This window comes from Nonomuraea sp. NPDC050540, from assembly GCF_044457485.1.
Lineage (GTDB): Bacteria > Actinomycetota > Actinomycetes > Streptosporangiales > Streptosporangiaceae > Nonomuraea.
Map to the genome: position 1 here is coordinate 44,401 of NZ_JBITHA010000004.1, position 26,560 is coordinate 70,960.

At 68.8% G+C, this 26,560-nt stretch carries 30 protein-coding genes, 1 tRNA gene and 1 riboswitch; of the genes, 20 read left to right on the forward strand and 11 right to left on the reverse strand.

Translation table 11 applies throughout. The annotated features are described in order from the left end of the window. Positions 1 to 25 precede the first annotated feature (25 nt). On the reverse strand, positions 26 to 1,921 hold the full coding sequence (locus ACIBI5_RS14635; RefSeq protein ID WP_397246900.1) for a prolyl oligopeptidase family serine peptidase: 1,896 nt from the start codon (positions 1,919 to 1,921) through the stop codon (positions 26 to 28). 50 nt (positions 1,922 to 1,971) lie between these two features. Then, on the reverse strand, positions 1,972 to 2,475 hold the full coding sequence (locus ACIBI5_RS14640; protein ID WP_397246902.1) for a MarR family winged helix-turn-helix transcriptional regulator: 504 nt from the start codon (positions 2,473 to 2,475) through the stop codon (positions 1,972 to 1,974). An 89-nt stretch (positions 2,476 to 2,564) separates the two neighbouring features. Between ACIBI5_RS14640 and ACIBI5_RS14645 the strand changes: the two genes are divergently transcribed. Together ACIBI5_RS14645 and tenA are read left to right on the forward strand one after the other, a co-directional pair. Then, complete coding sequence (locus ACIBI5_RS14645; RefSeq protein ID WP_397246904.1) at positions 2,565 to 3,743, forward strand: MFS transporter; 1,179 nt, start codon at positions 2,565 to 2,567, stop codon at positions 3,741 to 3,743. Then, a riboswitch (TPP riboswitch) is annotated at positions 3,712 to 3,806 on the forward strand. (Overlaps the previous gene by 32 nt.) Beyond that, a complete protein-coding gene (gene tenA / locus ACIBI5_RS14650; protein ID WP_397246906.1) occupies positions 3,794 to 4,465 on the forward strand; it encodes a thiaminase II in 672 nt (223 codons plus the stop codon). (Overlaps the previous riboswitch by 13 nt.) Here the strand turns inward: tenA and ACIBI5_RS14655 are convergent. Continuing rightward, a complete protein-coding gene (locus tag ACIBI5_RS14655) occupies positions 4,446 to 4,955 on the reverse strand; it encodes a hypothetical protein (RefSeq protein ID WP_397246907.1) in 510 nt (169 codons plus the stop codon). The genes tenA and ACIBI5_RS14655 overlap by 20 nt on opposite strands. 70 nt (positions 4,956 to 5,025) lie before the next feature. On the opposite strand from ACIBI5_RS14655, the gene ACIBI5_RS14660 reads away from it, so the two are divergent. The 3 genes from ACIBI5_RS14660 to ACIBI5_RS14670 all read left to right on the forward strand — a co-directional run bounded on the left by ACIBI5_RS14660 (position 5,026) and on the right by ACIBI5_RS14670 (position 7,283). Further along, positions 5,026 to 5,673: a TetR/AcrR family transcriptional regulator C-terminal domain-containing protein gene (locus ACIBI5_RS14660; RefSeq protein WP_397246909.1), complete on the forward strand. Its 648-nt coding sequence runs from the start codon at positions 5,026 to 5,028 to the stop codon at positions 5,671 to 5,673. A gap of 34 nt (positions 5,674 to 5,707) precedes the next feature. Continuing rightward, complete coding sequence (locus ACIBI5_RS14665) at positions 5,708 to 6,673, forward strand: zinc-binding dehydrogenase (protein WP_397246911.1); 966 nt, start codon at positions 5,708 to 5,710, stop codon at positions 6,671 to 6,673. Positions 6,674 to 6,782: 109 nt separating this feature from the next. Next, positions 6,783 to 7,283, forward strand: a complete 501-nt coding sequence (locus tag ACIBI5_RS14670) for a hypothetical protein (RefSeq protein ID WP_397246913.1) — start codon at positions 6,783 to 6,785, stop codon at positions 7,281 to 7,283. Positions 7,284 to 7,333: 50 nt separating this feature from the next. Here ACIBI5_RS14670 and ACIBI5_RS14675 read toward each other — a convergent pair whose 3' ends face one another. Then, positions 7,334 to 7,576, reverse strand: a complete 243-nt coding sequence (locus ACIBI5_RS14675) for a hypothetical protein (protein WP_397246915.1) — start codon at positions 7,574 to 7,576, stop codon at positions 7,334 to 7,336. 30 nt (positions 7,577 to 7,606) lie between these two features. Between ACIBI5_RS14675 and ACIBI5_RS14680 the strand changes: the two genes are divergently transcribed. From ACIBI5_RS14680 to ACIBI5_RS14695, 4 genes are read left to right on the forward strand one after another with little or no spacing between them, the layout of a single operon-like run. Continuing rightward, positions 7,607 to 9,544 carry a sensor histidine kinase gene (locus ACIBI5_RS14680; RefSeq protein WP_397246917.1) on the forward strand — a complete coding sequence of 646 codons (1,938 nt, stop codon included), beginning with the start codon at positions 7,607 to 7,609 and terminating at the stop codon, positions 9,542 to 9,544. Beyond that, the gene (locus ACIBI5_RS14685) at positions 9,541 to 10,194 is read left to right on the forward strand and encodes a response regulator (RefSeq protein ID WP_397246919.1); all 654 of its coding nucleotides are present in this window, start codon (positions 9,541 to 9,543) and stop codon (positions 10,192 to 10,194) included. The genes ACIBI5_RS14680 and ACIBI5_RS14685 overlap by 4 nt, the downstream gene beginning before the upstream one ends. Before the next feature lie 37 nt (positions 10,195 to 10,231). Next, positions 10,232 to 10,957: a hypothetical protein gene (locus ACIBI5_RS14690; RefSeq protein WP_397246920.1), complete on the forward strand. Its 726-nt coding sequence runs from the start codon at positions 10,232 to 10,234 to the stop codon at positions 10,955 to 10,957. Further along, positions 10,957 to 12,174 (forward strand): cytochrome P450, encoded by a 1,218-nt coding sequence (locus ACIBI5_RS14695; protein ID WP_397246922.1) that lies wholly within the window; start codon positions 10,957 to 10,959, stop codon positions 12,172 to 12,174. Before ACIBI5_RS14690 ends, ACIBI5_RS14695 begins: the two co-directional genes overlap by 1 nt. Here the strand turns inward: ACIBI5_RS14695 and ACIBI5_RS14700 are convergent. Beyond that, positions 12,141 to 13,349: a cytochrome P450 gene (locus tag ACIBI5_RS14700; RefSeq protein ID WP_397246924.1), complete on the reverse strand. Its 1,209-nt coding sequence runs from the start codon at positions 13,347 to 13,349 to the stop codon at positions 12,141 to 12,143. The genes ACIBI5_RS14695 and ACIBI5_RS14700 overlap by 34 nt on opposite strands. Before the next feature lie 219 nt (positions 13,350 to 13,568). On the opposite strand from ACIBI5_RS14700, the gene ACIBI5_RS14705 reads away from it, so the two are divergent. After that, positions 13,569 to 14,480, forward strand: coding sequence for a M23 family metallopeptidase (locus ACIBI5_RS14705; protein ID WP_397246925.1), 912 nt, complete (start codon positions 13,569 to 13,571; stop codon positions 14,478 to 14,480). A gap of 84 nt (positions 14,481 to 14,564) precedes the next feature. Here ACIBI5_RS14705 and ACIBI5_RS14710 read toward each other — a convergent pair whose 3' ends face one another. Beyond that, complete coding sequence (locus tag ACIBI5_RS14710) at positions 14,565 to 15,524, reverse strand: NAD-dependent epimerase/dehydratase family protein (protein WP_397246927.1); 960 nt, start codon at positions 15,522 to 15,524, stop codon at positions 14,565 to 14,567. Between the two features lie 55 nt (positions 15,525 to 15,579). Here ACIBI5_RS14710 and ACIBI5_RS14715 point away from each other — a divergent pair, with 55 nt between their 5' ends. The 5 genes from ACIBI5_RS14715 to ACIBI5_RS14735 all read left to right on the forward strand — a co-directional run bounded on the left by ACIBI5_RS14715 (position 15,580) and on the right by ACIBI5_RS14735 (position 19,485). Continuing rightward, positions 15,580 to 15,942: a hypothetical protein gene (locus ACIBI5_RS14715; RefSeq protein WP_397246929.1), complete on the forward strand. Its 363-nt coding sequence runs from the start codon at positions 15,580 to 15,582 to the stop codon at positions 15,940 to 15,942. 90 nt (positions 15,943 to 16,032) lie between these two features. Further along, complete coding sequence (locus ACIBI5_RS14720; protein ID WP_397246931.1) at positions 16,033 to 16,332, forward strand: hypothetical protein; 300 nt, start codon at positions 16,033 to 16,035, stop codon at positions 16,330 to 16,332. Between the two features lie 429 nt (positions 16,333 to 16,761). Continuing rightward, positions 16,762 to 17,379 (forward strand): hypothetical protein, encoded by a 618-nt coding sequence (locus ACIBI5_RS14725; protein WP_397246933.1) that lies wholly within the window; start codon positions 16,762 to 16,764, stop codon positions 17,377 to 17,379. Between the two features lie 455 nt (positions 17,380 to 17,834). After that, positions 17,835 to 18,176, forward strand: a complete 342-nt coding sequence (locus ACIBI5_RS14730; RefSeq protein WP_397246934.1) for an STAS domain-containing protein — start codon at positions 17,835 to 17,837, stop codon at positions 18,174 to 18,176. Positions 18,177 to 18,996: 820 nt separating this feature from the next. Continuing rightward, positions 18,997 to 19,485 carry a hypothetical protein gene (locus ACIBI5_RS14735; protein WP_397246936.1) on the forward strand — a complete coding sequence of 163 codons (489 nt, stop codon included), beginning with the start codon at positions 18,997 to 18,999 and terminating at the stop codon, positions 19,483 to 19,485. A 173-nt stretch (positions 19,486 to 19,658) separates the two neighbouring features. On the opposite strand, the gene ACIBI5_RS14740 is transcribed toward ACIBI5_RS14735, so the two are convergent. The 5 genes from ACIBI5_RS14740 to ACIBI5_RS14760 all read right to left on the reverse strand — a co-directional run bounded on the left by ACIBI5_RS14740 (position 19,659) and on the right by ACIBI5_RS14760 (position 24,159). After that, on the reverse strand, positions 19,659 to 20,708 hold the full coding sequence (locus tag ACIBI5_RS14740) for a trypsin-like serine peptidase (RefSeq protein WP_397246938.1): 1,050 nt from the start codon (positions 20,706 to 20,708) through the stop codon (positions 19,659 to 19,661). Positions 20,709 to 20,973: 265 nt separating this feature from the next. After that, entirely contained in the window at positions 20,974 to 21,132 is a 159-nt protein-coding gene (locus tag ACIBI5_RS14745) for a hypothetical protein (RefSeq protein ID WP_397246940.1), read from the reverse strand. A gap of 675 nt (positions 21,133 to 21,807) precedes the next feature. Then, positions 21,808 to 21,869 (reverse strand) — tRNA-Ala (locus ACIBI5_RS14750). 620 nt (positions 21,870 to 22,489) lie between these two features. Continuing rightward, entirely contained in the window at positions 22,490 to 23,317 is an 828-nt protein-coding gene (locus tag ACIBI5_RS14755; RefSeq protein WP_397246942.1) for an integrase, read from the reverse strand. Positions 23,318 to 23,322: 5 nt separating this feature from the next. Beyond that, entirely contained in the window at positions 23,323 to 24,159 is an 837-nt protein-coding gene (locus ACIBI5_RS14760) for a hypothetical protein (RefSeq protein ID WP_397246944.1), read from the reverse strand. A gap of 380 nt (positions 24,160 to 24,539) precedes the next feature. Here ACIBI5_RS14760 and ACIBI5_RS14765 point away from each other — a divergent pair, with 380 nt between their 5' ends. The 5 genes from ACIBI5_RS14765 (at position 24,540) to ACIBI5_RS14785 (ending at position 26,529) form a co-directional block, all read left to right on the forward strand. Continuing rightward, positions 24,540 to 24,800, forward strand: a complete 261-nt coding sequence (locus ACIBI5_RS14765) for a hypothetical protein (protein ID WP_397246945.1) — start codon at positions 24,540 to 24,542, stop codon at positions 24,798 to 24,800. A 169-nt stretch (positions 24,801 to 24,969) separates the two neighbouring features. After that, positions 24,970 to 25,629 carry an NUDIX domain-containing protein gene (locus tag ACIBI5_RS14770; RefSeq protein WP_397246947.1) on the forward strand — a complete coding sequence of 220 codons (660 nt, stop codon included), beginning with the start codon at positions 24,970 to 24,972 and terminating at the stop codon, positions 25,627 to 25,629. A 123-nt stretch (positions 25,630 to 25,752) separates the two neighbouring features. Beyond that, positions 25,753 to 25,944 carry a hypothetical protein gene (locus ACIBI5_RS14775; protein WP_397246949.1) on the forward strand — a complete coding sequence of 64 codons (192 nt, stop codon included), beginning with the start codon at positions 25,753 to 25,755 and terminating at the stop codon, positions 25,942 to 25,944. Between the two features lie 108 nt (positions 25,945 to 26,052). Beyond that, positions 26,053 to 26,226 (forward strand): hypothetical protein, encoded by a 174-nt coding sequence (locus ACIBI5_RS14780; protein WP_397246951.1) that lies wholly within the window; start codon positions 26,053 to 26,055, stop codon positions 26,224 to 26,226. A gap of 123 nt (positions 26,227 to 26,349) precedes the next feature. Next, on the forward strand, positions 26,350 to 26,529 hold the full coding sequence (locus ACIBI5_RS14785) for a hypothetical protein (protein ID WP_397246953.1): 180 nt from the start codon (positions 26,350 to 26,352) through the stop codon (positions 26,527 to 26,529). Positions 26,530 to 26,560: the final 31 nt, after the last annotated feature.

The following is a 26,560-nucleotide window of genomic DNA, read 5'->3' on the forward strand; positions in this document are numbered from 1 at the left end:
ACCCGACCAGTCCGACAATTTCCGATCAACGAAAACCTTCGGCGGGCAGCGCGCGGCGCAGGAAGTCGAGCTGGTGCGCGAGCAGGAACTCGGCCGTCGGCCGGTGCCCCGCACGGGTCAGCGGCAACACCTCATGCGGGCGCCCGGCCTCCAGCAGCGCGGCCGAGAGGCGCAGCGTGTGCGCGGCCACCACGTTGTCGTCGGCCAGCCCGTGGATCAGCAGCAGCGGCCTGGTCAGCCGGTCGGCCTCCAGCAGCGGCGAGCACCGGTCGTAGGCCTCCGGGTGCTCGTGCGGCTGCCCGAGGTGCCGTTCGCGCCAGTGGGTGTCGTACATGCGCTGGTCGGTGACGGGCGCGCCGGCGATCGCCGCGTGGAAGACGTCCGGCCGGCGCAGCACCGCGACCAGCGACAGGAAGCCGCCGAACGACCAGCCGCGGATCGCCACCCGGCCCAGGTCGAGCGCCGGCTCCAGCTTCGCCGCCTCGTGCAGGCCCTCGACCTGGTCGTCGAGCACCGGCTGGGCGATGTCGAGGTGGATCGCGCGCTCCCAGGCGGGGCCGCGGCCCGGCGTGCCCCTGCCGTCCACCGCGAGCACCGCGTAGCCCTGCTCGGCGAACCACTGCGAGACGTAGGTGGCCCAGAACGGCTCGGCGGTCACCTTGCGCATGGCCGGTCCGCCGTACGGGTCCACCAGGACCGGCAGCGGCCCGTCCTCCTCCCGGTGCCACGACGGCAGGAACAGCGCCGCCCGCAGTTCGCGCGGGCCCAGCCTGAGCAGGCGCATCCGGAGGTCGAGCACCGGCTTCTCGGCGTGGGAGACGATCTCCTCGCCGCTGGCGCGGATCCTGGCGCCGATCACCGTGGTGCCGCCGCGCGCGGTGTCGTCGAGTCCGGCCGGGCCGAGCTTCTCCAGGCCGGCGTCCGGGTGGTAAGACCACAGCTGGGTCTCGGTGGGCTCGTCGGTGGCGGTGAACAGCACGCTCTCGCCGTCCACGGACCGCACCGCCAGCAGGTTCAGGCCGGGCGGGGTGACGGGCCGCCCGCCGTACAGGAGGGTGCGGGTGTCGTCGCGGTCGTCGCTCGTGAGCCACACCCCCTTCCCGGTACGGCGCGGCAGACCCGGCACCAGCGTCACCCAGGCGGCGTCACGCTGCTCGGCCAGCAGTTCCGTCCGCCCGGTGGCGGGATCGACGGCGAGAATCCGGACCCGGCGCTGGTCGCGGCTCTGCACGGCGGCGTAGGGCCCGTGCGCGTCCCAGCCCGCGGCGGTCAGGTACTCGTCGTCGGCCTCGACGCGGATCCGTGTGCCGTCGAGATCGACGATCCACAACGTCACGTCGGCGTTGGCGGTCCCCACGGCCGGATAGGGGAAGGAGCGCGACGGCCGGGACGGGTCGGACGGATCGGCGAGATGCCAGCGCTGGACGGGCGCGGTGTCCACCCGCGCCACCAGCAACCGCCGCCCGTCGGGCGCCCACCAGAAGCCCTCGCGCCGCCCCATCGACTCGGGTGCGACGTACTCGGGCAGCCCCCACGTCACCTCGGGCCCGTCGGGCTCGGCCACGGCCCGGTCGCCGTCGCCGTCCACGCCGATGACCCGGAGCGCGCCCGCGCTGACGTAGGCGACGCGCTCGCCCGTGGGGTCGGGCCGGGGGGCGCGCACCGGTTCCGCGGAGGGCAGCGCGCCCTCGGCCGTGCACAGCTGCCCGTCGCGCTCGAAGGCCAGGACCCGGCCGTCGTCGTCGGCCGCGTACGCGGTGATGCCGGGCCCCGCCACCAGGCGTTCCTCGCCCTGGGCATGCGCCCACAGACTGCTGTCACGCAGGAAGAAGACGGTACGCCCGTCGGCGGAGACGGTGAAGGAGGACGGCCGGCCGAGCGTGAACCGCTCGGTGCGCGCGAGCTGGCTGAGAAAGGTCATGAACGCAGCATGGCCGCCCCCGTGATCACGGGAAGCGGCCTTCTCCATCTTCATTCTACCAGGCTGGTGTCTCCCAGCGACTCCAGCAAGGTGCGCAGCAGCCCCGCCAGCTGATCGCGCTCGGCGGGACCGAGCGCGGCCAGCAGGCGGTCCTCGTTGTCCACGTGCGCCCCGACGAGCCGGTCGACCAGCTCAAGACCCTGCGGCGTGAGCCGGATCCGCACCGACCTGCGGTCGCCGCTGGCCCTGACGCGTTCGACGAGGTCCTTGGCCTCCATGCGGTCGATCCGGTTGGTGATCGCGCCCGAGGTGACCATGGCCGCCTTGAGCAGTTCCCCCGCGCTCAGCTCGTACGGCGCGCCGGACCTGCGCAGCGTGGCCAGCACGTCGAACTCCCACCGCTCCAGCCCGTGCTCCTGGAAGAACGCCTTGAGCTCGCCGCCGAACAGCAGGCTGAGCCGGGAGACCCGGCCGATGACCCCCATCGGAGAGGGGTCGATGTCGGGGCGTTCCCTCTTCCACTGGGCCAGCAGCATGTCCACCGCGTCGCTCATGCGAAACCTCTTAGCGTTCATAGACTTGACGTTCACACAATAAAGTGATGATATCTCAACGTTGAGATTATCAATGAGAGGTGATCAGCGTGTCCATCGTCACGCAAGAAGAGGTCTCACTGAAGGAATGGCTGGCCGTGGCTGCCGTGGCCGTGGGCACGTTCGCCATGGTCACCGTGGAGCAGCTGCCCGTGGGCCTGCTCACCGCCATCGGCGGCTCCTTGGACATCTCCGAGGGCGCCGCCGGGCTCATGGTGACCGTGCCCGGCCTGGTCGCCTCCGCCACCGCGCCCCTGCTGCCCGTGGCGATCGGGCGGCTGGACCGGCGTACCGTGCTGATCGGGTTGCTCAGCCTGATGGTGGTGGCCAACGCGGTCTCCGTGGTGGCGCCCAACTTCGGCGTCATGCTGGCCTCCCGGTTCCTGGTCGGCATCGGGATCGGCGGGTTCTGGGCGCTCGCGGCGGGCATCGCCGTACGGCTGGTGCCGGAACGTCATGTCGCGCGGGCCACCTCGCTGGCCTTCGGCGGTGCGACCGCGGCGAACGTGCTCGGCGTCCCGGCCGGGACGCTCATCGGCGGGCTCACCGACTGGCGGGTCGCCTTCGCCGCCGTCGGCGTGCTGGCCCTCCTGGTGGTCGGCGCGCTGCTGTGGCTGCTGCCGAGGATTCCCGCCACCGCCCCCGTCCGCCTGCGCGAACTGCCACGCCAGTTCCGCAACCCGGTCGTACGCGCCGCCGTCATCTCCACGTTCCTCGTGGTCAGTGGCCAGTACGCCGCCTTCACCTTCATCAGCCCGATCCTGCAGAACGTCTCCGGCGTGCCCGCCGACCTGATCGGCCCGGTCCTGCTCGGCTTCGGCGTCGCCGGAGTCGTCGGCACCTTCGTCGGCTCCTCCTGGGACGTCCGGCGCCGGGTCGTCACGCTGAGCGTGACCCTGGCCGTGATCATGGTGATCTTCCCGCTGGCCGGCACCACGCCGGTGACCGGCTCGATCCTGCTGCTGATCTGGGGCCTGGCCTACGGCGGCGCCCCCGTGGCCGTGCAGACCTGGATCCTGAAGGGCGCCGGACCCTCGGCCGAGGCGGCGACCGCGCTGAACACCACCGTCTTCAACCTGGCCATCGCCTTCGGCGCCGCGTTCGGCGGGATCGTGGCCGACAACCTGGCCATCACCGGCGCCCTGTGGTTCGGCGCCCTCCTGATGGGCCTCACCGCACTGGCGGCTGTTACTGTGAGCGCGCGACGCGGGGTGCCCGCCAAGGGCTGAGATCCAAACCCGTCGAACCTGATCTAGTTCGGACTAGCGAAGGGACTGTCGTGTTCACCGACGACGCCTGGAACCAAACCGCCGGCCTGCTGCGGGCCATCCACGAGCACCCGTTCAACACCGCCCTGGGCGACGGCACGCTCTCCCGTGAGCGCTTCGCCTTCTACATCGTCCAGGACGCCCGCTACCTGGAGGCGTTCGCCAAGGCCCTGGCCACCGCGGCCGTCAGGGCGGCGGACCCGGACGAGATGGCCTTCTGGTCGCAGGCCGCCCACGACGCCATCGCCGCCGAGCGCACCCTTCACGAGGGCTACATCGAGCAGTACGGCCTGACGGCCGCCGACCTGACCGGCGTGCCCACCTCGCCGACGGCCCTCGGCTACTCCTCCTGGCTGCAGGCCACCGCGCTGTCGGCGCCGTACCCGGTGCTGGCGGCGGCGGTGCTGCCCTGCTTCTGGATCTACGAGGACGTCGGCACCGCGCTGGTGGGCCGCAGCTCCGAGACCCATCCGTACCGCGCCTGGATCGCCACCTACGCCGACCCCGAGTACGCCGCGTCGGTCACCCGTGCCAAGCAGATCACCGACCGCCTCGCCGCCGAGGCCGACCCGGCGCTCCTGGAGCAGATGCGGGCGGCCTTCGTGAAGGCGGCGGAGTTCGAGTGGATGTTCTGGGACAGCGCCTGGCAACTGGAGTCCTGGCCTACCGCGAAGTGGCTTTAGCCGCCCGGATCAGCAGCACCACGACGGCGATCGAGCCGGCGGTGGTGAGCACGAGCTTGGCCCAGCTCGCGGCCGTCGCCCATGCGGGCATGGCGTCCAGGGCCGCGGCGACCAGCGCGTGCGTGTCCACGCCGGGCAGCACCGGCTCCAGGAAGCGGGCCGTGAACACCTGACCGGGAATGATGACGACGCCGAGCACGAGCAGGATCGGCTGGAAGATCCAGGACAGGATCCGGCCGATCCGCCTGCCGGTCAGGTTGAGCAGCGCCAGGGCCACCAGGATGACGATGATCACGATCGCCAGGCCCTCGCTGCCGGCGAAGCTGATGCCGTTCCGGGTCAGCAGCTCCAGGGGCTGGTTCTGGCGGGCCATCTCGGTCTCGGCGGCTCGCTGGGCGGCGGCGCCGTAGAAGGTCACGGAGTAGATCCCCAGCAGGAACGGGACCACGGTCAGTAGCTGGATCACCGCTGCGGCGATACGGGCGTTCATGGAAGTCTCCTCATTTTGAACTTAGTAAAACCCTAAGGCGTTGTTGAACTAAGTGCAATATGATGGCGGTATGTCGCTGACCAAAGAGCAGATCGTCCTGGCCGCCGTCGAGGTCCTAGACGCCGAGGGCGTGGCCGGCCTGAACATGCGGCGGCTCGGCGCCCAGCTCGACTCGGCCGCGACCGCCATGTACTACCACGTCAAGAGCAAGGACCGGCTCGTCGAGCTGGCCGCCGACCACGTCTTCGGCGAGATCGGGCTGCCCGACCCGGCCGCCATGGGCTGGCGCGAGGCCGCCGCCGAACTCGCCCGCGGCGCCCACGAGATGATCGTCCGCCACTTCTGGCTGATCCCGGCCATGAGCACCCACGTCATCTACGGCCCCAACAAGGCCCGCTACGACGAGCACTGCCTGACCGTCCACGAATCGGCCGGTTTCGCCGCGCCCGACGCCGACCGGGTCGCCGCGTCGATCCTGATGTTCGTGATCGGCGCCGCGCAGGGAGAGGCGGCCGAGTCGGCCCTGCGCGCGAAGGTGCGCCGCGCGGGCGCCGACGAGGAGAAGCGGATGGACGAGGCGATGACGGAAATGGTCGAGACCGCCCAGCGCTTCCCCCGCCTGCGGGCCCGCCTGGAGCCCGACTACCCCACCGGCGGCGACGCCTTCGAGTTCGGCCTCTCGTCGCTGCTGGACGGCCTCTTCACGCGCCTGACTTGACCTCAATCATGCTGGAGGTTGAAAGGGTAGGGGCATGAGAGCCATTCATGTGCGAGAGTTCGGCGGCCCCGAAGTCCTGACGCCCGTCGAGGCGCCCGACCCGGTCCCCGGCGCGGGCGAGGTGGTCGTCGACCTGGCCGTCGCCGACGTCATCTATCTGGACACCCTGCTGCGGGCCGGTTGGGGCGCGGACTTCTTCCCCCGCGACCTTCCCTACGTGCCCGGCGGCGGCGGAGCGGGCGTGGTGTCGGCCGTGGGCGCGGGCGTCGACCCGTCGTGGACAGGGCGGCGGGTGGTGGCCAGGTCGTCCACCGGGTACGCCGAGCGGATCGCCGCCGCCGCGGGCGAGGTGGTCGAGATCCCGGACGGGCTGGGTTTCCGGGAGGCGGCGGCCGTACTGCATGACGGGGTGACGGCGCTGCTGCTCGCCCGTGACGGGGCGGTCGTGAAGGGGGAGTGGGTTCTGGTCACCGCGGCGGCGGGCGGGGCCGGGTCGCTCCTGGTGCAGCTCGCCCGCGACGCCGGGGCCCGGGTGGCCGCGGCCGCGCGGGGCGAGAAGAAGCTGGACCTGGCCCGCGAGCTGGGCGCCGAGTTCGTCGTGGACTACTCGGCCGAGGACTGGCGGCAGCGCGTACGCGCGGCCACCGGCGGCGTCGACCTCGTCTTCGACGGCGTGGGCGGGGCGCTCGGGCTCGCGGCGTTCGAGACGGCCGCCGAGGGCGGGCGGTTCGTCACCTACGGCACCTCCGGCGGGGAGTTCACCACGATCGACCCGGAACTCGCCGAGCGGCGCAAGGTCCGTGTCCACAACGCGCTGGAGGCGGGCCCGCCCGAGCAGGACGAGGTCCGCGACGTGCTGGCCCAGGCGCTCGACCTCGCCGCGAAGGGCGTCATCACGCCACGGATCGGCGCCACGTTCCCGCTGGAGCGCGCCGCCGACGCCCACGCCTCCCTCGCCGAACGCGCCACGGTCGGCAAGTCGCTGCTGCTCGTCAGCTGACGTCCGGCGTGTGCCATGCGCCGTTCCACCCCGATGGAACGGCGATGTCACGCCCTACGGGATGAGCGCGCCGCCACGAGAGCGGGGCGCACCATCCCGAGGAGAACCCTTGATCACCACCATGAGCCGCCGGTTGGTCGCCGCGATCAGCGTCCTGACAGCCACGATCGCCACGCTGATGTTGTTCGTCGCACCCCCGGCCAACGCCCAGTCCTGCAGGACCGACAAGAACGCCGTCATCTGCCTGGGCATCACCAAAGCCGGTCCCGGCATCTACGACGTGCACATCGGCATCGACGTCACCATGAGCCAGAGCGACGCCCAGGCCATCATCGACGCGCCGGGCGAGCCGTTCTCGGCCAAGACGTTCGGCGAGGACCCCGCCTTCGACAACGCGCTCTTCTCCGTCCCCGTCAGCTGGGTCTCCGCCTGGTCCGGCGGCCTCAGCGCCGAGTTCGACATCCGCGTCGGCGGCAGCCGCCTCGACGAGGACAACTCCTGGACCGACAACAAGGACGACGTGTACGCGAAGGTCTGGCTGGTCGACGCCAGGATCAACAGGACCCACGAGTACCGCTCGGTCACCCTGCACGAGCACTACGAGCGATAACGGTCCCACCTGATGAGCCCCGAGGCACCCGCCCCGGGGCTCACCGCCGCTCAGATCTGCCGGGCGGTCCACGGCTCCCACAGCCAGCACGTCACCACGACCAGTCCGACCGCCGGTATCCCCGAGTACCAGACCAGCGGAACCCAGTCCGCGATCGACCACAGCTCGGCGGCGACCACCTGATACAGGCCGATCCCGGCACACCCGATGCCGCCGGAGGGGGTGGCGAAGATCAGGTGCGTGTGCGTGAGCACAACGGCGACGCCCCACCATAACCACGATCTTGGCGACATGGCCCGCCAAGATATCCCTATCCTGGAACGGTGTGGTGGGCAGGCTCGTTCGCGGCCGTCGCGGTGGTGGCGGGACTGTCCTTTTCCTGTACGGCCCGCGTCGTCCTCTGGTTCGTAGCCCTGGCCGCGGCGAGCGCGACAACCGTGACCCTGGCCAAGGGCGGCACTCCCGACCAGGTCGCCGGGGTGGCCTTCCTGGCCGCCGGTCTCAGCGCCGCCGGCTGGGCGCTGGGCAGGTCGGCACGGACGCACGGAGCCAGGAGGCGCGCGTTCGCCGCGTACGCCTCGGGCGCCGCGGCGGTGCCCGGTCTGGCGGCCGAGGCCGAGCGGCACCGGCTGGCCGCCGACCTTCACGACACCGCCGCCCACCGGCTGACCGGCATCATGATCGGCGCCTCGTCCGCGCTGCATGTGCGCGATGACCGGATGACGGCTGAGGCGGGGGCGCATGCCGTACGGGAAGGGCGGCTTGTCGTCGCGGAGCTGACCAGGCTGGCCGCGCTCGACGCCCGCGCGGACCACGCGCGTCTGGCCGACCTGGACGCGCTCGTCGCCGCCTGGCCGGAGCGCGGGGTCTCCTACCGCAGGGACGCCGAGGACGCGCCGCCGCCGATCGCGGCGCTGGCGGTGCGGATCGTCCGCGAGGCGCTGACCAACAGCCGGCGTCACGCGCCAGGCGTCCCGGTCGAGGTGCTGGTCAGAGGGTACGGCGGGCGGCTGGTCGTCACCGTCACCGACCAGGGGAGAGGCGGCGCGTTCGACGCGGGGAGCGGCTGCGGCCTGGCGGTTCTGCGCTCGGAGGCCGCGGCCGCGGGCGGATCGCTGGAGGCGGGCCCCACAGCGGGTCCCGCAGCAGGTCCCGCAGCGGGTCCCGCAGCGGGTCCCATGGCGCGCGGCTGGCGGGTGCGTGCCGTGCTGCCGCTCGGCGGCGGCGGCCTCCGGCGGGGGCGGTGGTGGAGCGAGCATGTCCGGAACTGGGCGCCGGTGGTCCTGGGCGTCGGGATCCCGGTGGGCGGGCTGCTGGTGCCCGATCCGGGGGACGTTCCGCTGCTGGCCAAGGAACTGGCGCTGCTCGTACCCCTGCTGATCCTGCACGCGCTCCCCCTGCGCTGGCACCTCGCGCGCCCGATACCCGCGCTCGCCGTGACCCTGTCCCTGTACCCGCTGATCGAGCTGGCGCGGGTCGCCGGCTGGCCGATCACCCCGGGCGGGGACCTCGTGCTGTGGTGCGGCTGGATCGAGTTGATCATGGTTTACGGCATCGGCGTGGCCCGCGGCCCGCGCGGCGTGCTCGCGCCGCTGGCCGTGGGCTCCGCGATGGGCGCCGCGCTGGCCTGGGGGCCGGGGATCGTCGGGAACCGGTTCGCCGCGTGGGTGTTGCTGAGCGCGTTCGTGCTGGTCCCGGTGGGGATCGCCTGGGCGGCCGGTGTGCTGCTCGCCGCCGGGAGGGCGCGCCGCCGCGACGGGGCCGCCGCCCGTCACGGCCGGCTGCGCGAGCGGGCGGCGCTGGCCGAGCGCGCCCGTGTCGCCGCCCGGCTGCGCGCGACCGCGCTGCGGCACGCCGAAGCGCTCGTGGCCGCGGGCGACGACCTGCCCGTTGTCGCCGCGCGGTCGCGGGCCGCGCTCAACGCGCTGCGGGACCTGCTCGGCGAACTCCGCCGTCCCGCCGACGACGACCCGCCGCCGTGCCTGGCCGGCATCGACGCCCTCGCCGTACGGCGGGGCGTGCTCGTCACCAGCGTCGGCGAACGGCGTCAGATGCACGGCGCGGTCGAGGCGACGGCGTTCTGGGCGGCCCGCGAACTCCTCGGTCACGACGCCCCGCTCACCGTCACCTACCTGCCCGAAGGCGTAGAGCTGTCCGCCCCGGCCGGCCGCGCCACCCGCCGCCTGCGCATGGTCGCCGAAGCCGCCGGCGGCGCCGTGTCCGCCAGGGGCGCCCAGGTCCGCGTCTGGCTGCCGTCATGATCAGCGTCCTGCTCGCCGACGACCACGCGATGGTACGCGCCGGCATCGCGGCCGTCCTGTCCGCCGAATCCGACATCACTGTCGTGGCCCAGGCCGCCGACGGCGCCGCCGCGATCGCCCTGGCAGAGGACCTGCGTCCCGACGTCATCCTGATGGACATCAAGATGCCCGGCACCGACGGCCTGTCCGCCACCCGGACGATCACCACCGCGCTGCCCGGCTCCCGCGTCGTCGTCCTGACCACGTTCGGCCTCGACGAATACGTGTATTCCGCCCTGCGCGCCGGCGCCTGCGGCTTCCTGCTGAAGGACGCCGAGCCCGGCCGCGTCATCGAGGTCGTCAGGCTGACCGCCACCGGCCAGTCGTTCCTCGACCCCGCCGTCACGGGCCGCCTGATCCAGCAGTTCGCCCGCCACCGCCCGCCCAGCCGTTCCGAGGCGCTCGCCGCGCTGACCCCCCGGGAGAACGACGTCCTCGCAGAGGTGGCCCGAGGCCACAGCAACGCCGAGATCGGCGCGAAGCTCGGCATCAGCGCCGCCACCGTCAAGGACCACGTCGCCGCCATCCTGGCCAAGCTCGGCGTCCGCGACCGCCTGCACGCCACGATCTTCGCCTACGACAACGGCCTCGTCCTGCCGGGCGGCGACTAGTACGCTGAAGTGATCGCGCGGTCGCGAGGGAGGACCCATGGTCTTACGGATCACCGTCACCCTGCTCACTGCACTGGCGCTCCCCGCTCAGCCGGGCGCCCCGGGGTTGACCATCAAGGAGAACGCCCACCAGGTCAGAGCCGTAGGCCCCGGCTTCGTCCTGAAACTCACGCCTCACAGACTGTCGGTACGCGTGGACGAGGACCGGTTCGGCGACCCCGGCACCGGTAACCCGATCGTCCGCGAGACCATCGACCTGACCGGCCGCACCCTGCGCCCGTTCGTGTGCGAGCACGGCACGTACACCATCCGGACCGGCACCTTCAAACGCATGTGGCGGATCTCCCAGCTCGCCAAGCGGCCCCAGCCGTACCCGGACGGCTTCGCCACGGCCGCCCCCGGCCTCTTCACCCCGTTCCTGGGCGAACTGGAAGGCACGGTCACCGACGCGGAAGGCCGCACCCTGCGCTTCCTGATCTCCGACCTGGTCCAGGAGGTCCAGGGCCGGCGTGGTTTCTCCGCGACCGCTCCCATCCACGGCTTCTTCGTGGACGAGCGAGGAAGGGTCCGCGACCGGATCTCCCTGACCGGCCGCTTCAACATCGGCCGCGACGGCCGCCCGATCTTCGGAATCGAGGACCGGGGCACCTGCCGCCAGATCGCCGACCTCCCCTTCGGACCGGGAAGCGAACAGGCGGTGGTCACCGGCCCTCTCTTCGTCCTCCCCTTCAAGGCGCCCCTGACCACCCAGGTCCTGCCGTGATGGACGAGGCGTTCTACGACGATCCGCACTCCCGCTACCTCGCCTGGCGGAGCGAGTCCCCGGTGCTCTGGATGGATCAGGCGCCGGGCGGCACGCCGGGCTGGCTGATCACCGGCTATGCCGAGGGGCGGGCCGCGCTGGCCGATCCCGCGCTGTCCAAGGCCAACGCGAACGTCGAGGCCGCGCTCGCCCGGCACGGCGCGCGTGCGATGATCAGCGGTCAGTGGCTCACGCAGAACATGATCAACTGCGATCCGCCCGACCACACCAGGCTCCGCCGCCTGGCGGCCAAGGCGTTCAGCCCGAAGGCGATCGACGCGCTCCGCCCCCGGATCGTCGAGATCACCGAATCGCTTCTGGACGGCCTCGTCCGGGACGGCGGGGTGGTCGATCTCATGGCCCGCTTCGCGGGGCCCCTGCCGATCACGGTGATCTGCGAGATTCTCGGCATCGTCCCCGGCGAGCGCGGCGACTTCGAGGCCTGGACCGACGCGCTGATCGGCCACGCGCCCGCCGAGGAGAAGGCGGCGGCGACCGCCGCGATGGTCGGCTACCTGTCGGCACTGGTCGCCGCCAAGCGGGCCGACCCGGGCGAGGACATGCTGTCGACGCTGGTCCAGGCCCGCGACGAGGGCGACGCCCTCACCGAGCGGGAGCTGATCGCCACGGCGTTCCTGCTGCTCGTCGCCGGGTACGAGACCACCGTCAACCTGATCTGCAACGCCCTCAACGCCCTGTTCGACCATCCCGGCCAGCTTGCCGCGCTACGCGCGGACCCGTCCCTGGTCCCGGGCGCGGTCGAGGAGTTCCTGCGCTTCGACGGCCCGGTCGGCCAGGCGAGCCTCCGGGTGACGACCGCGCCGGTGTCCTATGGCGGCGTCAAGATCCCGGCCGGCGAGGTCGTCCACGTGTCCTTGCTGGCCGCCAACCGGGATCCGGCCCGTTTCACCGAGGCCGGCCTGCTCGACGTCAGGCGACCCGCCTCCGGCCACCTGGGGTTCGGCCACGGCATCCACCACTGTCTCGGCGCGCCGCTGGCCAGGATGGAGGCGGAGATCGCCTTCAGCGCGCTGCTGGCCCGCTTCCCCTCCTTCTCCCGCGCCCCCGGACGCCCTCCGGTCTGGACACGAAGCGACCGCCTTCGGGGGCTGCGTTCCCTCTGGGTGGATCTGGGACCACCTGCTCAGGCGCTCACCCCCAGCCGCAGCGGCCGGTAGATCAGCCCGTCGGAGCTCCACCGGACCGACGCCAGATCCTCCGTCGCCCGCAACCCGGGCAGCCGCCCGGTCAGCGCGCGGAAGGCCTCCTGGAGTTCCATCCGAGCCAGGTTCGCGCCCAGGCAGTAGTGCGTCCCATGCCCGAAGGACAGATGCGGATGAGGCGGGGACGTGGCGAAGCGCCGGATGTCGAACCGGCCGGGATCGGCGTACACGGACGGGTCGTGGTTGGCGGCCGACGGGTTGGGCAGCACGACCGAACCGCCGGGCACGACCCCGCCGGACAGCTCCAGGTCCCTGGTCACCAGCCGCAGGAGCCCGTTGCCGCCCGACCCCTCGTAGCGGAGGATCTCCTCCACCGCGGGTTCCAGCAGTCCGGGGTACGCCACCAGGTGCCCGTACTGCTCGGGATGGCTCAGCAGGCGGAACACGCCCCTGATGATGATCGAGGCGGTGGTCTCGTGCCCGGCCAGGATCAGCGTGAACACCATGTTGGTCAGCTCGTCCTCGCTCAGCCGGTCGCCCTCGTCGCGGGCCTCGATGAGCAGGTCGAGCAGATCGTCACCGGGCTCGGCCCGGTGGGCGGCGATGAGCTCGCGGGCATAGTCCAGGAACGCCGCGAACTCCACGCCCCTGGCCTCGGCGTCGGCGTCGGAGGTGGACAGGAACGTCTCGGTCCAGCCGCGGAACTGCTCGAAGCGGTCCATGGGGACGCCGAGCATCTCGCAGATCACCCGGGCAGGCAGCGGCAACGCGAAGCCGGTCACCACGTCGAAGTCCGCGCCCGCCCGGTCGAGCAGCTCGTTCGCGATGGCCGCGGCGCGCGGACGCCAGCGCTCGATGTGCCGGGGCGTGAACGTGCCCTGCATGATGCGCCGGTACCGGGTGTGCTCCGGCGGGTCCTGGTTGATGAGGGCGGCGGGGTCGTCGTCCACGCTGGTGCCGCTGACCATCCTGGGCAGGCCGGGGGTCCGCAGGTTCCGGCTGCACGACGGCGAGGTCATCAGGGTACGGACGTCCTCGTACCGGACGGCCATCACGATCTTGTCGCCACTGGGCATCGTCGTCGGCTCCAGGGGAGCCTCGGCGTGCCGGCGGGGCAGGTCGGGCGAAGGTGAGCCGAGGGGGCCGGGCGGCAGGTCCGGCCAGGGCCATGTGGTGCTGGACTGTTCCATTGAGGTCGCCTCCTGGCGATACGTCCAACGCGCTGAATGGAACGTACGAGACCGTCCGTAGCTGGTCAATCTCTCCAGGTGTTTATGGCGTACGACACCAAGATTAAGAGCCGCAAAATTTCATTCGACAAAGATTGAATGAAGACAACCTTCGCCACTATCTTCATGATCTATATCGGGGGACCGCACCCCCCGAAATGCGCCTTCAGAGAGGTGAGCATGCCCACCACCTGGCCGAAGCTCCTCAAGTCCGCGACCGTCACCGCGTTATGCGCGCTCGCTGTCGCGACGATCCCCCAGGTTGCCTCGGCACAGGACGCGAGTGTCCTGGCCGTGTCCCACAAGAGCCCGTTCAACTGCGGGAAGACCTTCAGCGCCAATAACTGGACCCCGAACCACAACCCCGGGGGCTCCATCGACTGGCAGAACCACAACGGCGACGACATCAACGGTGAAACCGTGCGCGCCACCGCCGCCGGGACCGCGTACTTCCACGACGCGGGCGGCGTCAGCTACGGAAAGTGGGTCGAAATCCGCCACGGTGACGGCAGCAGGACCCGGTACGCGCACCTGTCGAGCATGGTCCGGGGCGCCGGGGGCTCGATGAGCGTCGGCCAGGGCGCCGTCATCGGGGCGGTCGGCTCGACCGGCGGCTCCAAGGGTCCGCACCTCCACTACGAGCAGCGGACCTCCGGCGGTGCGATGGACACCAGCCCGACCGTGGAGGGCGTGACCGTGTCGCTGGGCCAGAGGAGGCCCGTCAGCAGCACCAACGGCTGCGGTGGCGGCGGCAACCCGCCCAACCCGACCAACCCGTACACCCCCGAGAAGGCCTGCGGCAGCGGCTACGCGGTCATCGACTCCGCCGCGCTCACCGGCGGCCGTACCTACCTGCTCTACAACGCGGGCAACGGCAACAACTGCGTCGTGACGATGAAGTCGACGAGCCTCGGCACGGCGTCGGCGGTGTCGGCCTTCCTCGAACCGCAGGGCGAACGCCGTGCCGCCGACTCGGGCAACTACGGCTACTACGCCGGTCCGGTCCGGTCGAACGCGGCCAAGCAGTGCGTCAGGTGGGGTGGCTCGGTCGGCAGCAGCGCGTACACCAGCCCGTTCGAGCACTGCGGCTGACCCTTCGGAGCGGCCTTTCTCCGGAGCGGCTTTCTCCGGAGCGGTCTTCTTTCGGAGTGGGCTTTCGGGAGGCCGCTGCCCGGGTCACCGGGGAGTGGCCTCCGCCAGCACGGCCTGTTCCTCGGCCGCCGTGAACCCGCTGCGCAGCGGCGGCTCGCCGCGCTCGCGATCCCACGCCAGGACGTCGGCCGCCGTCGTCTCCAGCGGGGTCGCGGGCAGGCCCGCCGCTCGGGCCTTGGCCGGGCTGCGTTGCTGTGAGGCCCGGTTCGGGCGTACGAGGGGGAAGAACGGCGGCACCGACTCGGGCGGAACCGGGACGATCTCCACCTCGCTGCCCGCCACCCGCGCGCAGGTCTCGATGAGCCCGCCGAGCGTGGTCGGCTCGGGCGGACCCACCGCGTGGAACGCGCCCGGTCGTTCGTCTGCGAGCAACCGCACCACCAGGCGGGCCAGGTCGCGCGAGTCGACGATCTGGATCGGCTGCCCGGGGGCCGCGGGGAGCGCCACCCGGCCGCCTTGCGCGGCCCGCCGTACCCAATAGGTGAACATGTCCGACGGGTCGTACGGCCCGGCCACCTTGCCCGGTCGCACGATCGTGGCGCGCGAGCCGTACCTGGCCATGACGGCGTCCTCGCACGCGACCTTGAGCGGGCCGTAGGTGTCGTCGTCGATCTCCTCGGCCTCGCGCAACGGCGGCCTTCTCGGAGTGTCCTCATCCGAGCCAGGTCCCACGCCCGTGCGCTGGTAGACGGCATGGCTGGAGATGAACAGATACCGGCCCACCCGATCTTCCAGCGCTTCCATCGCCTGTTCCACGTGGCGCGGGAAATAGCCGCTGACGTCCACCACCGCGTCCCACGTCCCGTCGCGCAACGCGGCGTAGTCGCCGACGTCCCGGTCCCCTCTGTACCGGATCGCCGACGGGAACAACTCCTGCCCGGTCTTCCCCCTCCCGAACAGGCTCACCTCGGCGCCCGTCCGCAGGGCGTCCTCCACGATGGCCCGGCCGACGAAGGACGTGCCGCCAAGAACAAGGATCCGCATGGTCGGCGACGTTACCAAGCTGCCAGGATAGAACGCCCCGCCTAAGGAGCCTTCCATGCGCCTGGCCGTTGCCACGATCGCCATCGCGGCGCTCATCTCAGGTTGCGCCGGTGCCCCGGCTCCTCCCCGTGCTTCTCAAAACGTTCGTATCCCGCCGGTTCCGGGCCCGGAGGCATGGGCCGGCTACATCCGCGAACTGGACACGATCGACCGGGACATCGTGCACGGCGACGAGCAGAAGGCCGTGGACCGGGCGCGCAACCAGTGCCCGTGGCTTCAGCAGTGGCCGAAGGTGCGGATGGACGCGCTCATCCAGGTGGACAAGCGCTTCACCTCCCCTGATCACCCGAAGGGGTTCGGCGCGGCGAAGGGGAACCGCATCAACAACGCGATCAAGAAATACATCTGCCCCTCCTGACCTCTTAGGAAACTTTCCTTAAAGAAATCTCAGAGAGGTCCCCAGGCGAATCCTGGACGCCAACATTCAGCAGGCCCAGAGGAGCCATGCATGAATCTACGAAAATGGGTCGCAACCACGGCCGGGCTGTCCGCAGCCCTGATCGTGGGCCTGGCCACACCGGCCATGGCCACCCCCACCGGATGCACGTACCAGCTCAGCTCAGCCTCGGCGTCCAGCACCTGCACCGGCGGCACCGGCGAACACCGCATCCACGTCGTCCAGCGACACTTCTCCCCAGAGGTGGGCCTCATCGCGATCGAGGGCCCGTGGGCCCCCGTGGGATCCGTCTCCTTCACCCGGATCACCCCCCACACCACGATCAGCGTCTGGGTTGAGACCAGAGGCTGACCTTCATGGGTACGGTCTCCGGCCTCGCGCCGCTCCTTCCCGCGTCGGTACGGCTTGGCACGATGCCGTAAGAGCTGGACAGCACCGGAGACCGTCACCTTTGGGCATGAGTACAGAACCGACTGATCCTTCAGCTCTCCAACGGGCCGTGAAGGATGAGCTGGCGAGCACGGCAGGAGCCTGGGCCGGTCGCGGATGGCGACCTCCCCGGATGGGAAGAGGAATGCCGGGAACTCCGGCACGTGCTGGATCGGCACGGCATCGTCTTGCCGGCTCACGGATACTCGCCCTTCCCCTGGACCCGCGCCTCCGGGTGGAAACGGTGCTCGATGCCTGGTTCCACTGGATCGACTGACCATGGAGGCTCAACAGCCTTTCCCTGAGAATTCTTGTTGCTGAACACCGGTTGCCCTGCCTACCGTGGCGGCGATGAGAGAAACCAGTGAATCGAGCGGCCCCACCCTGCTGTGCATTGTCGGACCACCCGCGGTCGGCAAGATGACCGTCGGCAATGAAATCGCCGGCCGGACCGGCTACAAGCTGTTCCACAACCACCTGTCCATCGAGCCGGTGCTGCGCTTCTTCGATTTCGGCACAGAGCCCTTCGGAAGACTCGTAGGAGAGTTCCGCAGGCGAATATTCGAGGAGGTGGCCGCCAGTAGCATCCCCGGCCTGATCTTCACCTATGCCTGGGCCTTCGACGTCCCAGAAGACCAAGCCGAACTGGAAGGTTACACCGCCCCATTCCGCGACAACGGCAGCCGAATTCTCTACCTGGAACTCTCCGCCACCCAAGAAGCGCGCCTGGAGCGAAACCAAGGAGAACTCCGCCTGGCCGAAAAGCCCTCCAAACGCGACCTCGCCCGCTCAAGACAGCACCTGCTGGACGCCGACGCCCAATATCGCCTCAACTCCAACGGCGAGTTCGACGGCCGAGACGACTACCTGCGCATCGACAACACCGCCCTGTCGGCAGAAGCGGTCGCGATCCACACCATCAAGCACTTCGGCCTGCCCGGAAAAACAGGTCACCCCGGCACCGCCTGACCAGCCTCAAGACCAGGACGCCACCCCATCCACTGACAGCGGGCTCAACAACAGACACTTTCCACACCCTGTGGACAACACTTCTGGATAATGCCCACAGCCCGCGCAACCGACTCTGCATTGGCACGGTCCGCGGGCACCCGCCACCGATGAGGCAAATCGGGGCCAGTTGTCCGCAGGAGACGCATCGGCTCGGGCACGGACGCCGGCTGACGACGGCGCATCCTCCCTCGAAATCCCGCGCCGAGCCGAAAGCCACTCACGAATAAAGCATCCCGGACATTACGAACATGACACCGCAAACCCTGCGCTACTCGGCCAATTCCGGGGCGACGGCGACAAGGAATCAGCCTTTTCCGCTTGAGTCCTCAACGCCATCGATCATCCAGCAGTCAAGGAGGCCCCAGTGGCGGCACAATGAAACGCAAAGGCGGCCGAGCGGAAGGCAGTTGTCGATGTCCGATGTCCAGCGAGTTGATCACGGCACTTGCACCGTCCTGCGACTCGTCGGCGCGTTCGGCAGAGAAGCTGAGCCGACGATGCGGCTTCAAGAAGTAATGGACCTGCTTCCCCCTCCCGCATGCGTGGTGCTCGACGTAACCGACATGACGAAATGGGACGAGACGACAGTCAGCGCCCTCATCTCCGCCGGAAAGCAAGCCTGGTCCGGGGCCGGATGGCTGGTAGTCGCCGCCGCACCACCGGACCTGGCCGAACGTTTCCACGAGGCGGCACTCCCGTTCGTGCTGTACGACACGACAGCAGACGCCATAGCCGCCTTCGGCAGCCATGGCTAGGGGCGCCGGCGCTCGAGCTACACCCGGGATCAGCCAGAAGCAGACGCGATCAGCACCTGCCCATCGCCTGCGACTACCGCTTCTCAGCCCGGTAGCGCTTGAGAAGCGCTGTGATCCTGTCGTGGTCCCGGGCGCCGTTAAGCTCGCCGAGCAGATCATCAGGACATAGCTCATAGAGGTCACCCCACCAGCGGCGCCCCTTGTTGTCCCAGATCCGATAGCCGCCGGAAACGCCTCTAGCGACGTAGCGTCTCCTGCTCATAGTCGGCCACCGTGCCATCAGTCACTTCAGAGGGCAAGGCCATTTCAGAGGGCGAGGTCGGCGACCATCATGGGATCGAGTCGGTGGCCTCGCCGTACGACATGTCCGCGAAGCCGAGCGCTCCGACCCTGAAGGCAAGTCCTTGTGGCGGGGCAAGGCAAACGACAACGCGACCGAGACCCCAACGAAGGTTGCCGTGCGGAACCCACAGGCCCTCCATACATCAGGTCCCCGGTCTAACACGCCGGCCCATGGCCGCGGTGATCGCTCTGGAACACACCACCTTGAGACCTGGTGAGGTGGCAGCTGCGCTTCTCGCCTGGACACAGGACGTAATCCCAGGCACCGCCACCGAACTTCCACCAACGTGCTCATGCGATGGATGCTCTTGGGAAGATCCGCGCGGACACCTCGAACGGATACTCGCGGCGCTGCCCCGCTGGGCGAGGCCCTACCTCGACGGCCTACTACTTCCCATCGACATAAGCCTCCTCACCCGAACGTCGCCGGACCCCACCTGACGTGCCATAGGCAAAACCTCAAGAGATGATGAATGCTGTGCCCGACCTGTTGTGGGATGACGTGAAGGTTCTCTTCGACCCCGAAATCAGCGGAGCGTTGCCTGATGTGGTCGTAGAAGGGACGTCTGTCGAGGACTGGCAGATGCTGCTGGACCTCGTTCAGACGCAGGGTTGGCAGCACGCCTACTCGCTGGATGGCGAGCCGACCGAGCAGGTTTCGGCTGCCGATATGGCCGCGGGTGGCGCATCCGAGTTCAGCGCAACGCCCGAGCTGAGGGTCTGGCCGATCCCCGAGGTACTCCTGATCTTCCGGATGTATCAGGTTGAGTCCATCGACTTCGATGTTGATCTCAGAGAGCTGCATGGACAGGAGCGGCTGGACGTCCTGGTGGACGTGTTCCGGCTGATCGGACGGCGTCTCGGGAAGTCCGTATGGATGTCTGCGGAAGGCTCTCCCGGTCATCCGGATCTTGGGTTCGATGTCGAGGTTGACCGGGTGGTACTGATGGCGGCACCGGGCGGGTAGCGACTGTTGCGGGGCTTGGATCGGAGACTCATGTTCACCCCACGTGGCGCGCCCACAAGAACGGGCCGCAAACTCGGACAGCATCCCCGGTGCAGCCGGTCAAGTACGACTGCCCCCCGCAGGGCCGCGGAGCCGACCGGCCCCACTCAACCCGCGGCCGGTAGCCGGGCGTTTCAGGTGATGCGGCCGGTCCAGTAGGAGGCTGCGGCGCGGTAGACGCTGTTCAGTACGGTGTCGAAGTACGGGGAGACCCCCGTGTCGTAGCGGCCGTCGCCGTCGGTGTCGGAGACTCCCACGGTGATGCCGTTGAGGTAGCCGAGGCCCTGTTCGTCCTGGTAGTCCTGCAGCCAGGCGGAACCGAGCGAGCCCTCACCGGTGAACGGCGACTCCACACCGACCAGCTGGTCGGCGGACGGGCTGGTCAGGTTCGTCGCCGACACCTGCCCGGCGGAACGTTCGAGATTCTGGCCGGAGTAGGGCCGGGTCCCGTCGGGGTGGGGGCCGGCGGGGTAGCCGAAGAGGTTCACGGCGGGGGCGGTCGTCTCGTTGATCGTTCGGTTGTAGGCCAGGCCTTGCATGCCGACGATCTCCCCCAGCCGGCCGTTCGTCGTCAGCGTGCCGTCGTCGGAGGGGACGACACCGCTGTAGACGTTGACGAAGGCGACATCGCGGTCGGGGTCGCGGTACTGGGTGAAGTCGTAGTGGGTGAACACCTGTTTGCCGGCGTAGATGCCGAACGGGGCCGTGCCGTCGGTGGCGGGGCCCGGGATGAAGACCCAGTGGTAGTTCGTGGCGGGTGCGCTCACCATGTCGTACACACAGTGCGCGGCTGTGGCGACGAGGTTGCGGTACTGACTGTAGACGGAGACGCCCGAGCACCAGTGCGGCTGGTGGTCGCCACCGACGAAGTACACCTTGCCCGCGGTCTGCGATGGTTCGTCCTCCGCCAGCGGGGCCATGGGGCTGAACTGGATGGGTTTGCCGGACGGCACGATGGGCTCGGAGACGCGTTCTCCCTGGATGTCGTACGGCTGGCCGAGGGGAGTGGCGGTCTTCAGCTTGGCGCCCCCGTCGGCCAGCCAATACGCCACGGCCTGCTGGGCCGCCGGCACACCGAAGACGAGCGGGGCCGACACCACGTCCGCCGCTTGCGCGTGCGCGGCTGGAGCGGCGGTGGTGAGCAGGCATAACGCGAAACCGCACGCGAGCAACTTGCGTCTCATCTCGATCTTCCCCGTTCCTCGATGACGGCCTCTGTGGAGCAGCATGAAGATCGTAAACGCCGGAGGTCGTACAGGGAAGACTTTATCGAACTGGCTTTCTATAGCTGTATCGAGCCACTGCACGCCCCGAGTGTGGCCATCCGTACGTTTATGCAGGTCAGCATGCCAAGCGCCCTGGCAGCGTACGCCTGAGCTGGTAGGGACCTGACAGCTCCGCGACCTCGCTCGCCGCAGGAGGGCTCGCGAACCCGGACCCAGGATTCGGTCAGAAGTCGTAGCGGTGGTAGTCGGCGGCCTTGGCCTCCTTCTCCGTGCAGAAGAACGCCTCGTCGAACGGTGCCACCGCGTAGTTCTCGTCCCCGGGGACGTTGTAGCTCATGGCGGCCGCAAAGCCGGTGGCGACGACGGGCAGGCCACGTGGCACGGATAATGGACCAACGCGATCACGTAAACGACCACGGCCGCCACCAGCCATTCCCAGCGCGGCAGTCCGATAACGAACACGGCCAGCCGCGCTTCGCTCGCTGAAATGACCAGGCGATTCGATTATGGATGGCATAGGTAATGAGGTCAGGTTCTGAACCACAGGGGGCAAGTGGCGGCGGACCGGAGCGTTCGACGCTGGAACACCTCCACTTGAGCGGCCCGCCGAGACGGAACACACGATTTCAAACAGGTCGCTGATTCGCCGGAGGCCACGTTCGGCTTGTTGGCAGACGCTCTTGTGTGTTTCGTGAGCGCTCGTTCGCTCCCACGGTGGCGGGAGTCGGCAGGGCAGTCTGTGCCTTCTGAACATCGCGCACTGCCTCGTGTAGGCGATATCGCCTCAAGGCCCGCCGGCTCTCGAGCGGTAAGAAGGGACGTTGCCGGGAGCGAGGTGTTCGCCCTCGTGGTGTTCCCTCGCACATAGGAACGAGCTCAAGAAAGGGCCTTTGACCAGGGTGGGATCCAACTGCCCAACCACCCAGCTGGGCAACGGGCGGGCCGGGAGGGCGTCCGACCGGAGGGAGGTCCTTCAGGGGTCGAGCTTCAGCTCGACTGGAGAAACAGTCTTGCCCCCCACGCGCGAAGCGCACATGAGGGGCAAGACCATTGCCTGTGGAGCCTAGGAGATTCGAACTCCTGACATCCTGCTTGCAAAGCAAATCGAACACTTGTTCTATTGCAGCTTGCATGCTTTGGACCTGCGGCGGAGGCCGCTCCCATCGTCCGCTGGCGTCCACCGACGTCCGTCAACGTCTACGACGATTGTCACCCAGTTCGTCACTCCCCAGCGAGGAAGGCCAGAAAGGCGCTTCGCGCGTCTCCTCAGGCGTGCTTCGCACGCGAAAAGCGGCTGAGGAACACTAGGGGGCATTCACGACGTCCCTGACGGCATCATCACGGTTGCTCTAGTAAAGACATCAGGACAAAGCTGTACGTGGCTGTACGGCGCTCTCAGCGCCTCACGCACCGCATGTGGATCCAAGAGTGTTCCTCAGCCGCTTTTGATTTCCGCGCGAAGCGCGCCAGGAAGACGAGCGAAGCGCCCCTTCTATCTATCCGGGGACACCGGGGACACTGGCGAGTGTCCCCCATGATCTATTCCGTTGACGCTGGTCAGCCCCGGTTGGGGGACACCGGGGACACGGGGGGACACTTCCCTTCCGTCTCTTCGGGGACACGGGGGACACCGGTCAATGGTGAGTGTCCCCCGCGCCCGGTTTCGTTTGTGCTGGTCAGCCCCGGTTGGGGGACAGCGGGGACACGGGGGACACCCAGGGCGCGGCCCCAGCGCCAGGCTACGAATCGGAGCCGCCGGCCGAAGGGTGTCGCCAATAGATGATCGTGGCGTCGTCGGACATCTTGTTCCGCGGCCAGCGACGGCCAGACGAGTCTTCGCGCTCGGCCTTGCGGATGTGGCGAAGCACGGCCTCTGGTCCTTCGGCTGCTATCACAGACATGAGTCCCCGCCAGTCCATCAGCTTGAACGGGTCTACAGGCCGTGCGGCGCCGTCGGTGAGAACAGCAAGTTGGCGCACGTCCGCCAGGCTTTGCTCACCTGTCACGGCATGGCTCACGACCGTGGGGTCGGCCGCTGCGACCCAGTATCCATCGCTTGAGTTCCGCACAGCCAGTTCGGCGTGCTTCCTACGGATGAGCCCGATCTCCCTCTCTGGCGAATCACCAGCGGGCACATCTATCTCGGCATGGATGGAGGCATTCACCCTGGCCAAGCGATCGTCTGCAATGACGTGGGACCGTTCGTCCCCGTCGATCAGCAGCGTGATATCTCCCAAGATGAGATACCTGATCTGGGAACTGAAAAATTGAACAAGGCCGACCGCTGCGGCCGGCGTTCCCGGATGTGACAGATCACAGGTCCCGGCATGTAGTGATGCGGTCTCCCTGACCGCATCACTGAGAATCTCGACCGGAGTAGAGTGCCCGTCCTGCTTCATGACCGCGCTGGCCAGCGTGTTGACGTACCAGACCACTCCATGGACACACCCCGACTCCGTGCGCTGAGTAAGCCCGTCCAGGATGAGCAATCGATCCGGCCCAACCACGGCCAGGTCTTCGTTCGATTTGAAGGGCGATCCCGCCTCGCTGGCGACCTGAACACTCATCGGGCTCAACTTTCATGCCGGTAGATCGGGCTCACCTGCTCGACAGAGCGAAGCGCCAACTGGTTCCCAGGCTCGAACTCGTAGCGAACGATCGTGGAGAATCGCCGCGTCTTCAACTCCTTGTAGAGCGACGCGTAGTTATCCACAACAAAGTGTGCAGCTCCAAGGGTGCCGGGCGCGTGAGTACCCGCCAGGTAGAGGAAGCTGCCCTTACCGTCAGGGCGCGGAAGGCGGCCCACGTACCCGTAGTCCGCCGACTCTCCCTGATCGCGCGGAGATCGGTACTCCTTCTTCTCGGTGAGATCGATCAGATACCACCCCTTGTCATCAGAGACGTACCGGATGTGTGGGTCCGCTTCCATGACCTGGCTGAGGAATGGCAGGAGCCGGGGATTGGTGAGGACGATGAGGTTGGGACGATTGAGATGCACTAGACCGGGTGCCGGTACGACCTCGTTGGCCGCGTCGAGCCCGACCCCTCGTGCTGCGTCCGCGAGTAGCTCATAGGCGGTGAAGGACTCCGCGGACAGCGTGTCGCTGGGGTCGGTTCGGTTCGTCTCACGCTTTGCGCCGATGGCGACGGTGATCTTTCCGTTTCCGAAGAACGCACGCTCGGGTTTGATCCCTGCGGACAGCAGTTGAGAGATCCGTCCCTTGGACATGTCCAGCAGGGCCGCAATCTGGGACTGCGTCATCCCGGCGGCCAGCATCTCCTCCATGGCCTCACGCCGGACGCGCGACAGCTCGGCAATCGCGACCTGATGTTCGTCGATCAGTGTGCCTACCGCCTTGGCTCTCTCTCCTGGGTCTGCCATCGCCGCCAGATGCTCAAGCTCGTTCATCGTCGCTCCCGGTCTAGGGCCCTAACGACACCCTAGCTGTGTTTAGAGGGCTATGGGAGACCCACACGATCACCCCCCAACACTTTTCTGGTTTATGGGGGTTGACGCATGCGGTTTAGAGGTGCTTACTTGGAATCACCCCGGCAAACCGGAGCGGTTCGTAGGGGTAAACCAAGCAAGGCGGCGCCAGGCACTTGGAAGGTGATCCGACGGGATCACGCGCCGATGGTGACGGATGGCTCTGGCTGACGGGTCGGATGCACTCGCTGCTTTGACAACTACATGGCTACCGCCTCCCGACCGACAAAAAGGCGGCCCGATCAGGCACATAGGACCTGGTCACCACTCATGCCCGTGACCCGTCAAGGGAGCCCTTCACCATGGACACCGTCACCAAAGGCACGACTCAGAACACCTCTGACACCGGTCAGGCCCGCCGCTACATGTGGCTGATCACCGTTCAGTGGCCCACCGGCAGCGGGTTCGCCCAAGCCACTCTCCGCAGCACAGTTCTCATCCCGGCCGGCGCCTCCCGCCTGGACATCTTCACCCAGGTCTGTGAGCTGGCCCAGCGGGAGATCGGCGTGGACACGCCCACCGTCCTGTTCTTCTCGCTGGAGCCCGACCGGCTGAACGGCTAGCGCTCTACCGCCCCGATGGTCGTAGGCAGGGTTCGACTCCCAGCCGGGGCACTCCCGAGTTCACCGCCCTCCCCGCTAGCGGCCAACACGGGCCTGCCAGGGCTTTCATTCCGGGGCTGGTCTTCCGTCCCTCGCCTGATCCGGCACCTTCCTGTGAGGAGAACCGAGCATGAGCACCTGCACGACCTACACGCATCCGGACGTGTTCACCCGCGGCATCAGCGAAGGGTGGGCAGACCCGGAGACCGACCCCGCCCGCATCGACTGGACGGCCCGCCAGATGGCCGCCGCGATCCCGTTCGCCGTGATCGACGGTCGCCCGGTCAACCCGTGCGAGAGGACCGGCGTCCGCTACGGCCGTAACGAGCTGGGGCACTGGGGCGAACAGCTCGCCGCTGACGCCATCGTCACCGCCGACACCGCCGGTGGTCGCTGGCTGCTGCTGGTCGAGCGTTCGGACGGTCACGGATGGGCGCTGCCCGGCGGTTACGTGGACCCCGGCGAGCACCCGCAAGCGGCGGCCGTGCGCGAGCTGGCCGAAGAGACCGGCCTGGTCCTGGCCGACGTGACCCGCCAGGCGCTTCCCGCCCGGTACGTGCCGGACCCGCGCGCCAGCGACGAGGCGTGGATGGTCACCGTGCCGGTCAGGTTCGATCTGGGCGCCGTGCGCTCCACCGACCTGCCCGCCGTGGTCGGCGCGGATGACGCCAAGCGCGCCCGGTGGGTGCGCGCCAACAGCTACGCCGACCTGGTCAACCAGCTCACAACCTTCTACGACGGCCAGGTGTTCCGCGCACACCGGCCCCTGCTGCGCGACGTGCTCGGCTAACCGCTCTTTCCGCTCTACCGCCCCGGATGGTCGCGGGCAGGGTTCGACTCCCTGCCGGGGCACACGGGCTCACTCCGAGCCCCGCACCATCACACGTCTTTCCACTCCGGAAGGGGTCATCTGATGGCCAAGAACACCGCTCGCAGCGGCTTCACCGCGATTCAGGTCGGTTCGGTCGGCCCGAAGGACGCCAAGAAGGCCAAGAACAAGCCTGAGGCCAAGGGCAGTGTCGTCAACGTCTGCACCGGCGGCGCTCGCGTGGGCGTGCAGGCCGATGTGGTGGTGGGTGACCTCACCATCGATCTCAGCCGGTAGCCGCACCCCCGGCCGACCCGTCCGCTCTACCGCCCCGATGGTCGCAGGCAGGGTTCGACTCCCTGCCGGGGCGCTGGCATCGATCGCTCACACCGAAGGGATCACCCCATGAAGCGGCGTAAGGCCATCGAGTTCTACAGCCCGGACGGCACGGAGACCTGGGCCGGTGACTGCCCGAGATGGATTGCCATCACCCGCCGCATGCGCCCTGACCTGCGTGAGCGCAGGGTCATCGTCTACGGCAAGCCGTGGGCCTGCTCTAGCTGCCACCCCTCGCACTGATCACCTACAGCCCCGATGGTCGCAGGCAGGGTCCGACTCCCTGCCGGGGCGCTCCGGCTGTTTCGCCGATCCCACCCGCCATCCCCCGCCCGTTCGGCCGACAGGACGAAGGAGACGATCACCGTGAGTCTGTTCGACAACGCGCGCAAGCAGGCCAGCAAGGCTCTGGACGAGCAGAACTTCTACGAGGCGCGAGCGCGTAAGGCGCGTACCCCGCTGGCACGCCAGCGGCTGTCCGGCAAAGCGCGTGACGCAGAGATCAAGCGGCGCGTGATCAACGGCGAATCGACCGCCGGTATCTGACCCGCTCGAACCCCTGGACGGGGGCGGCCCC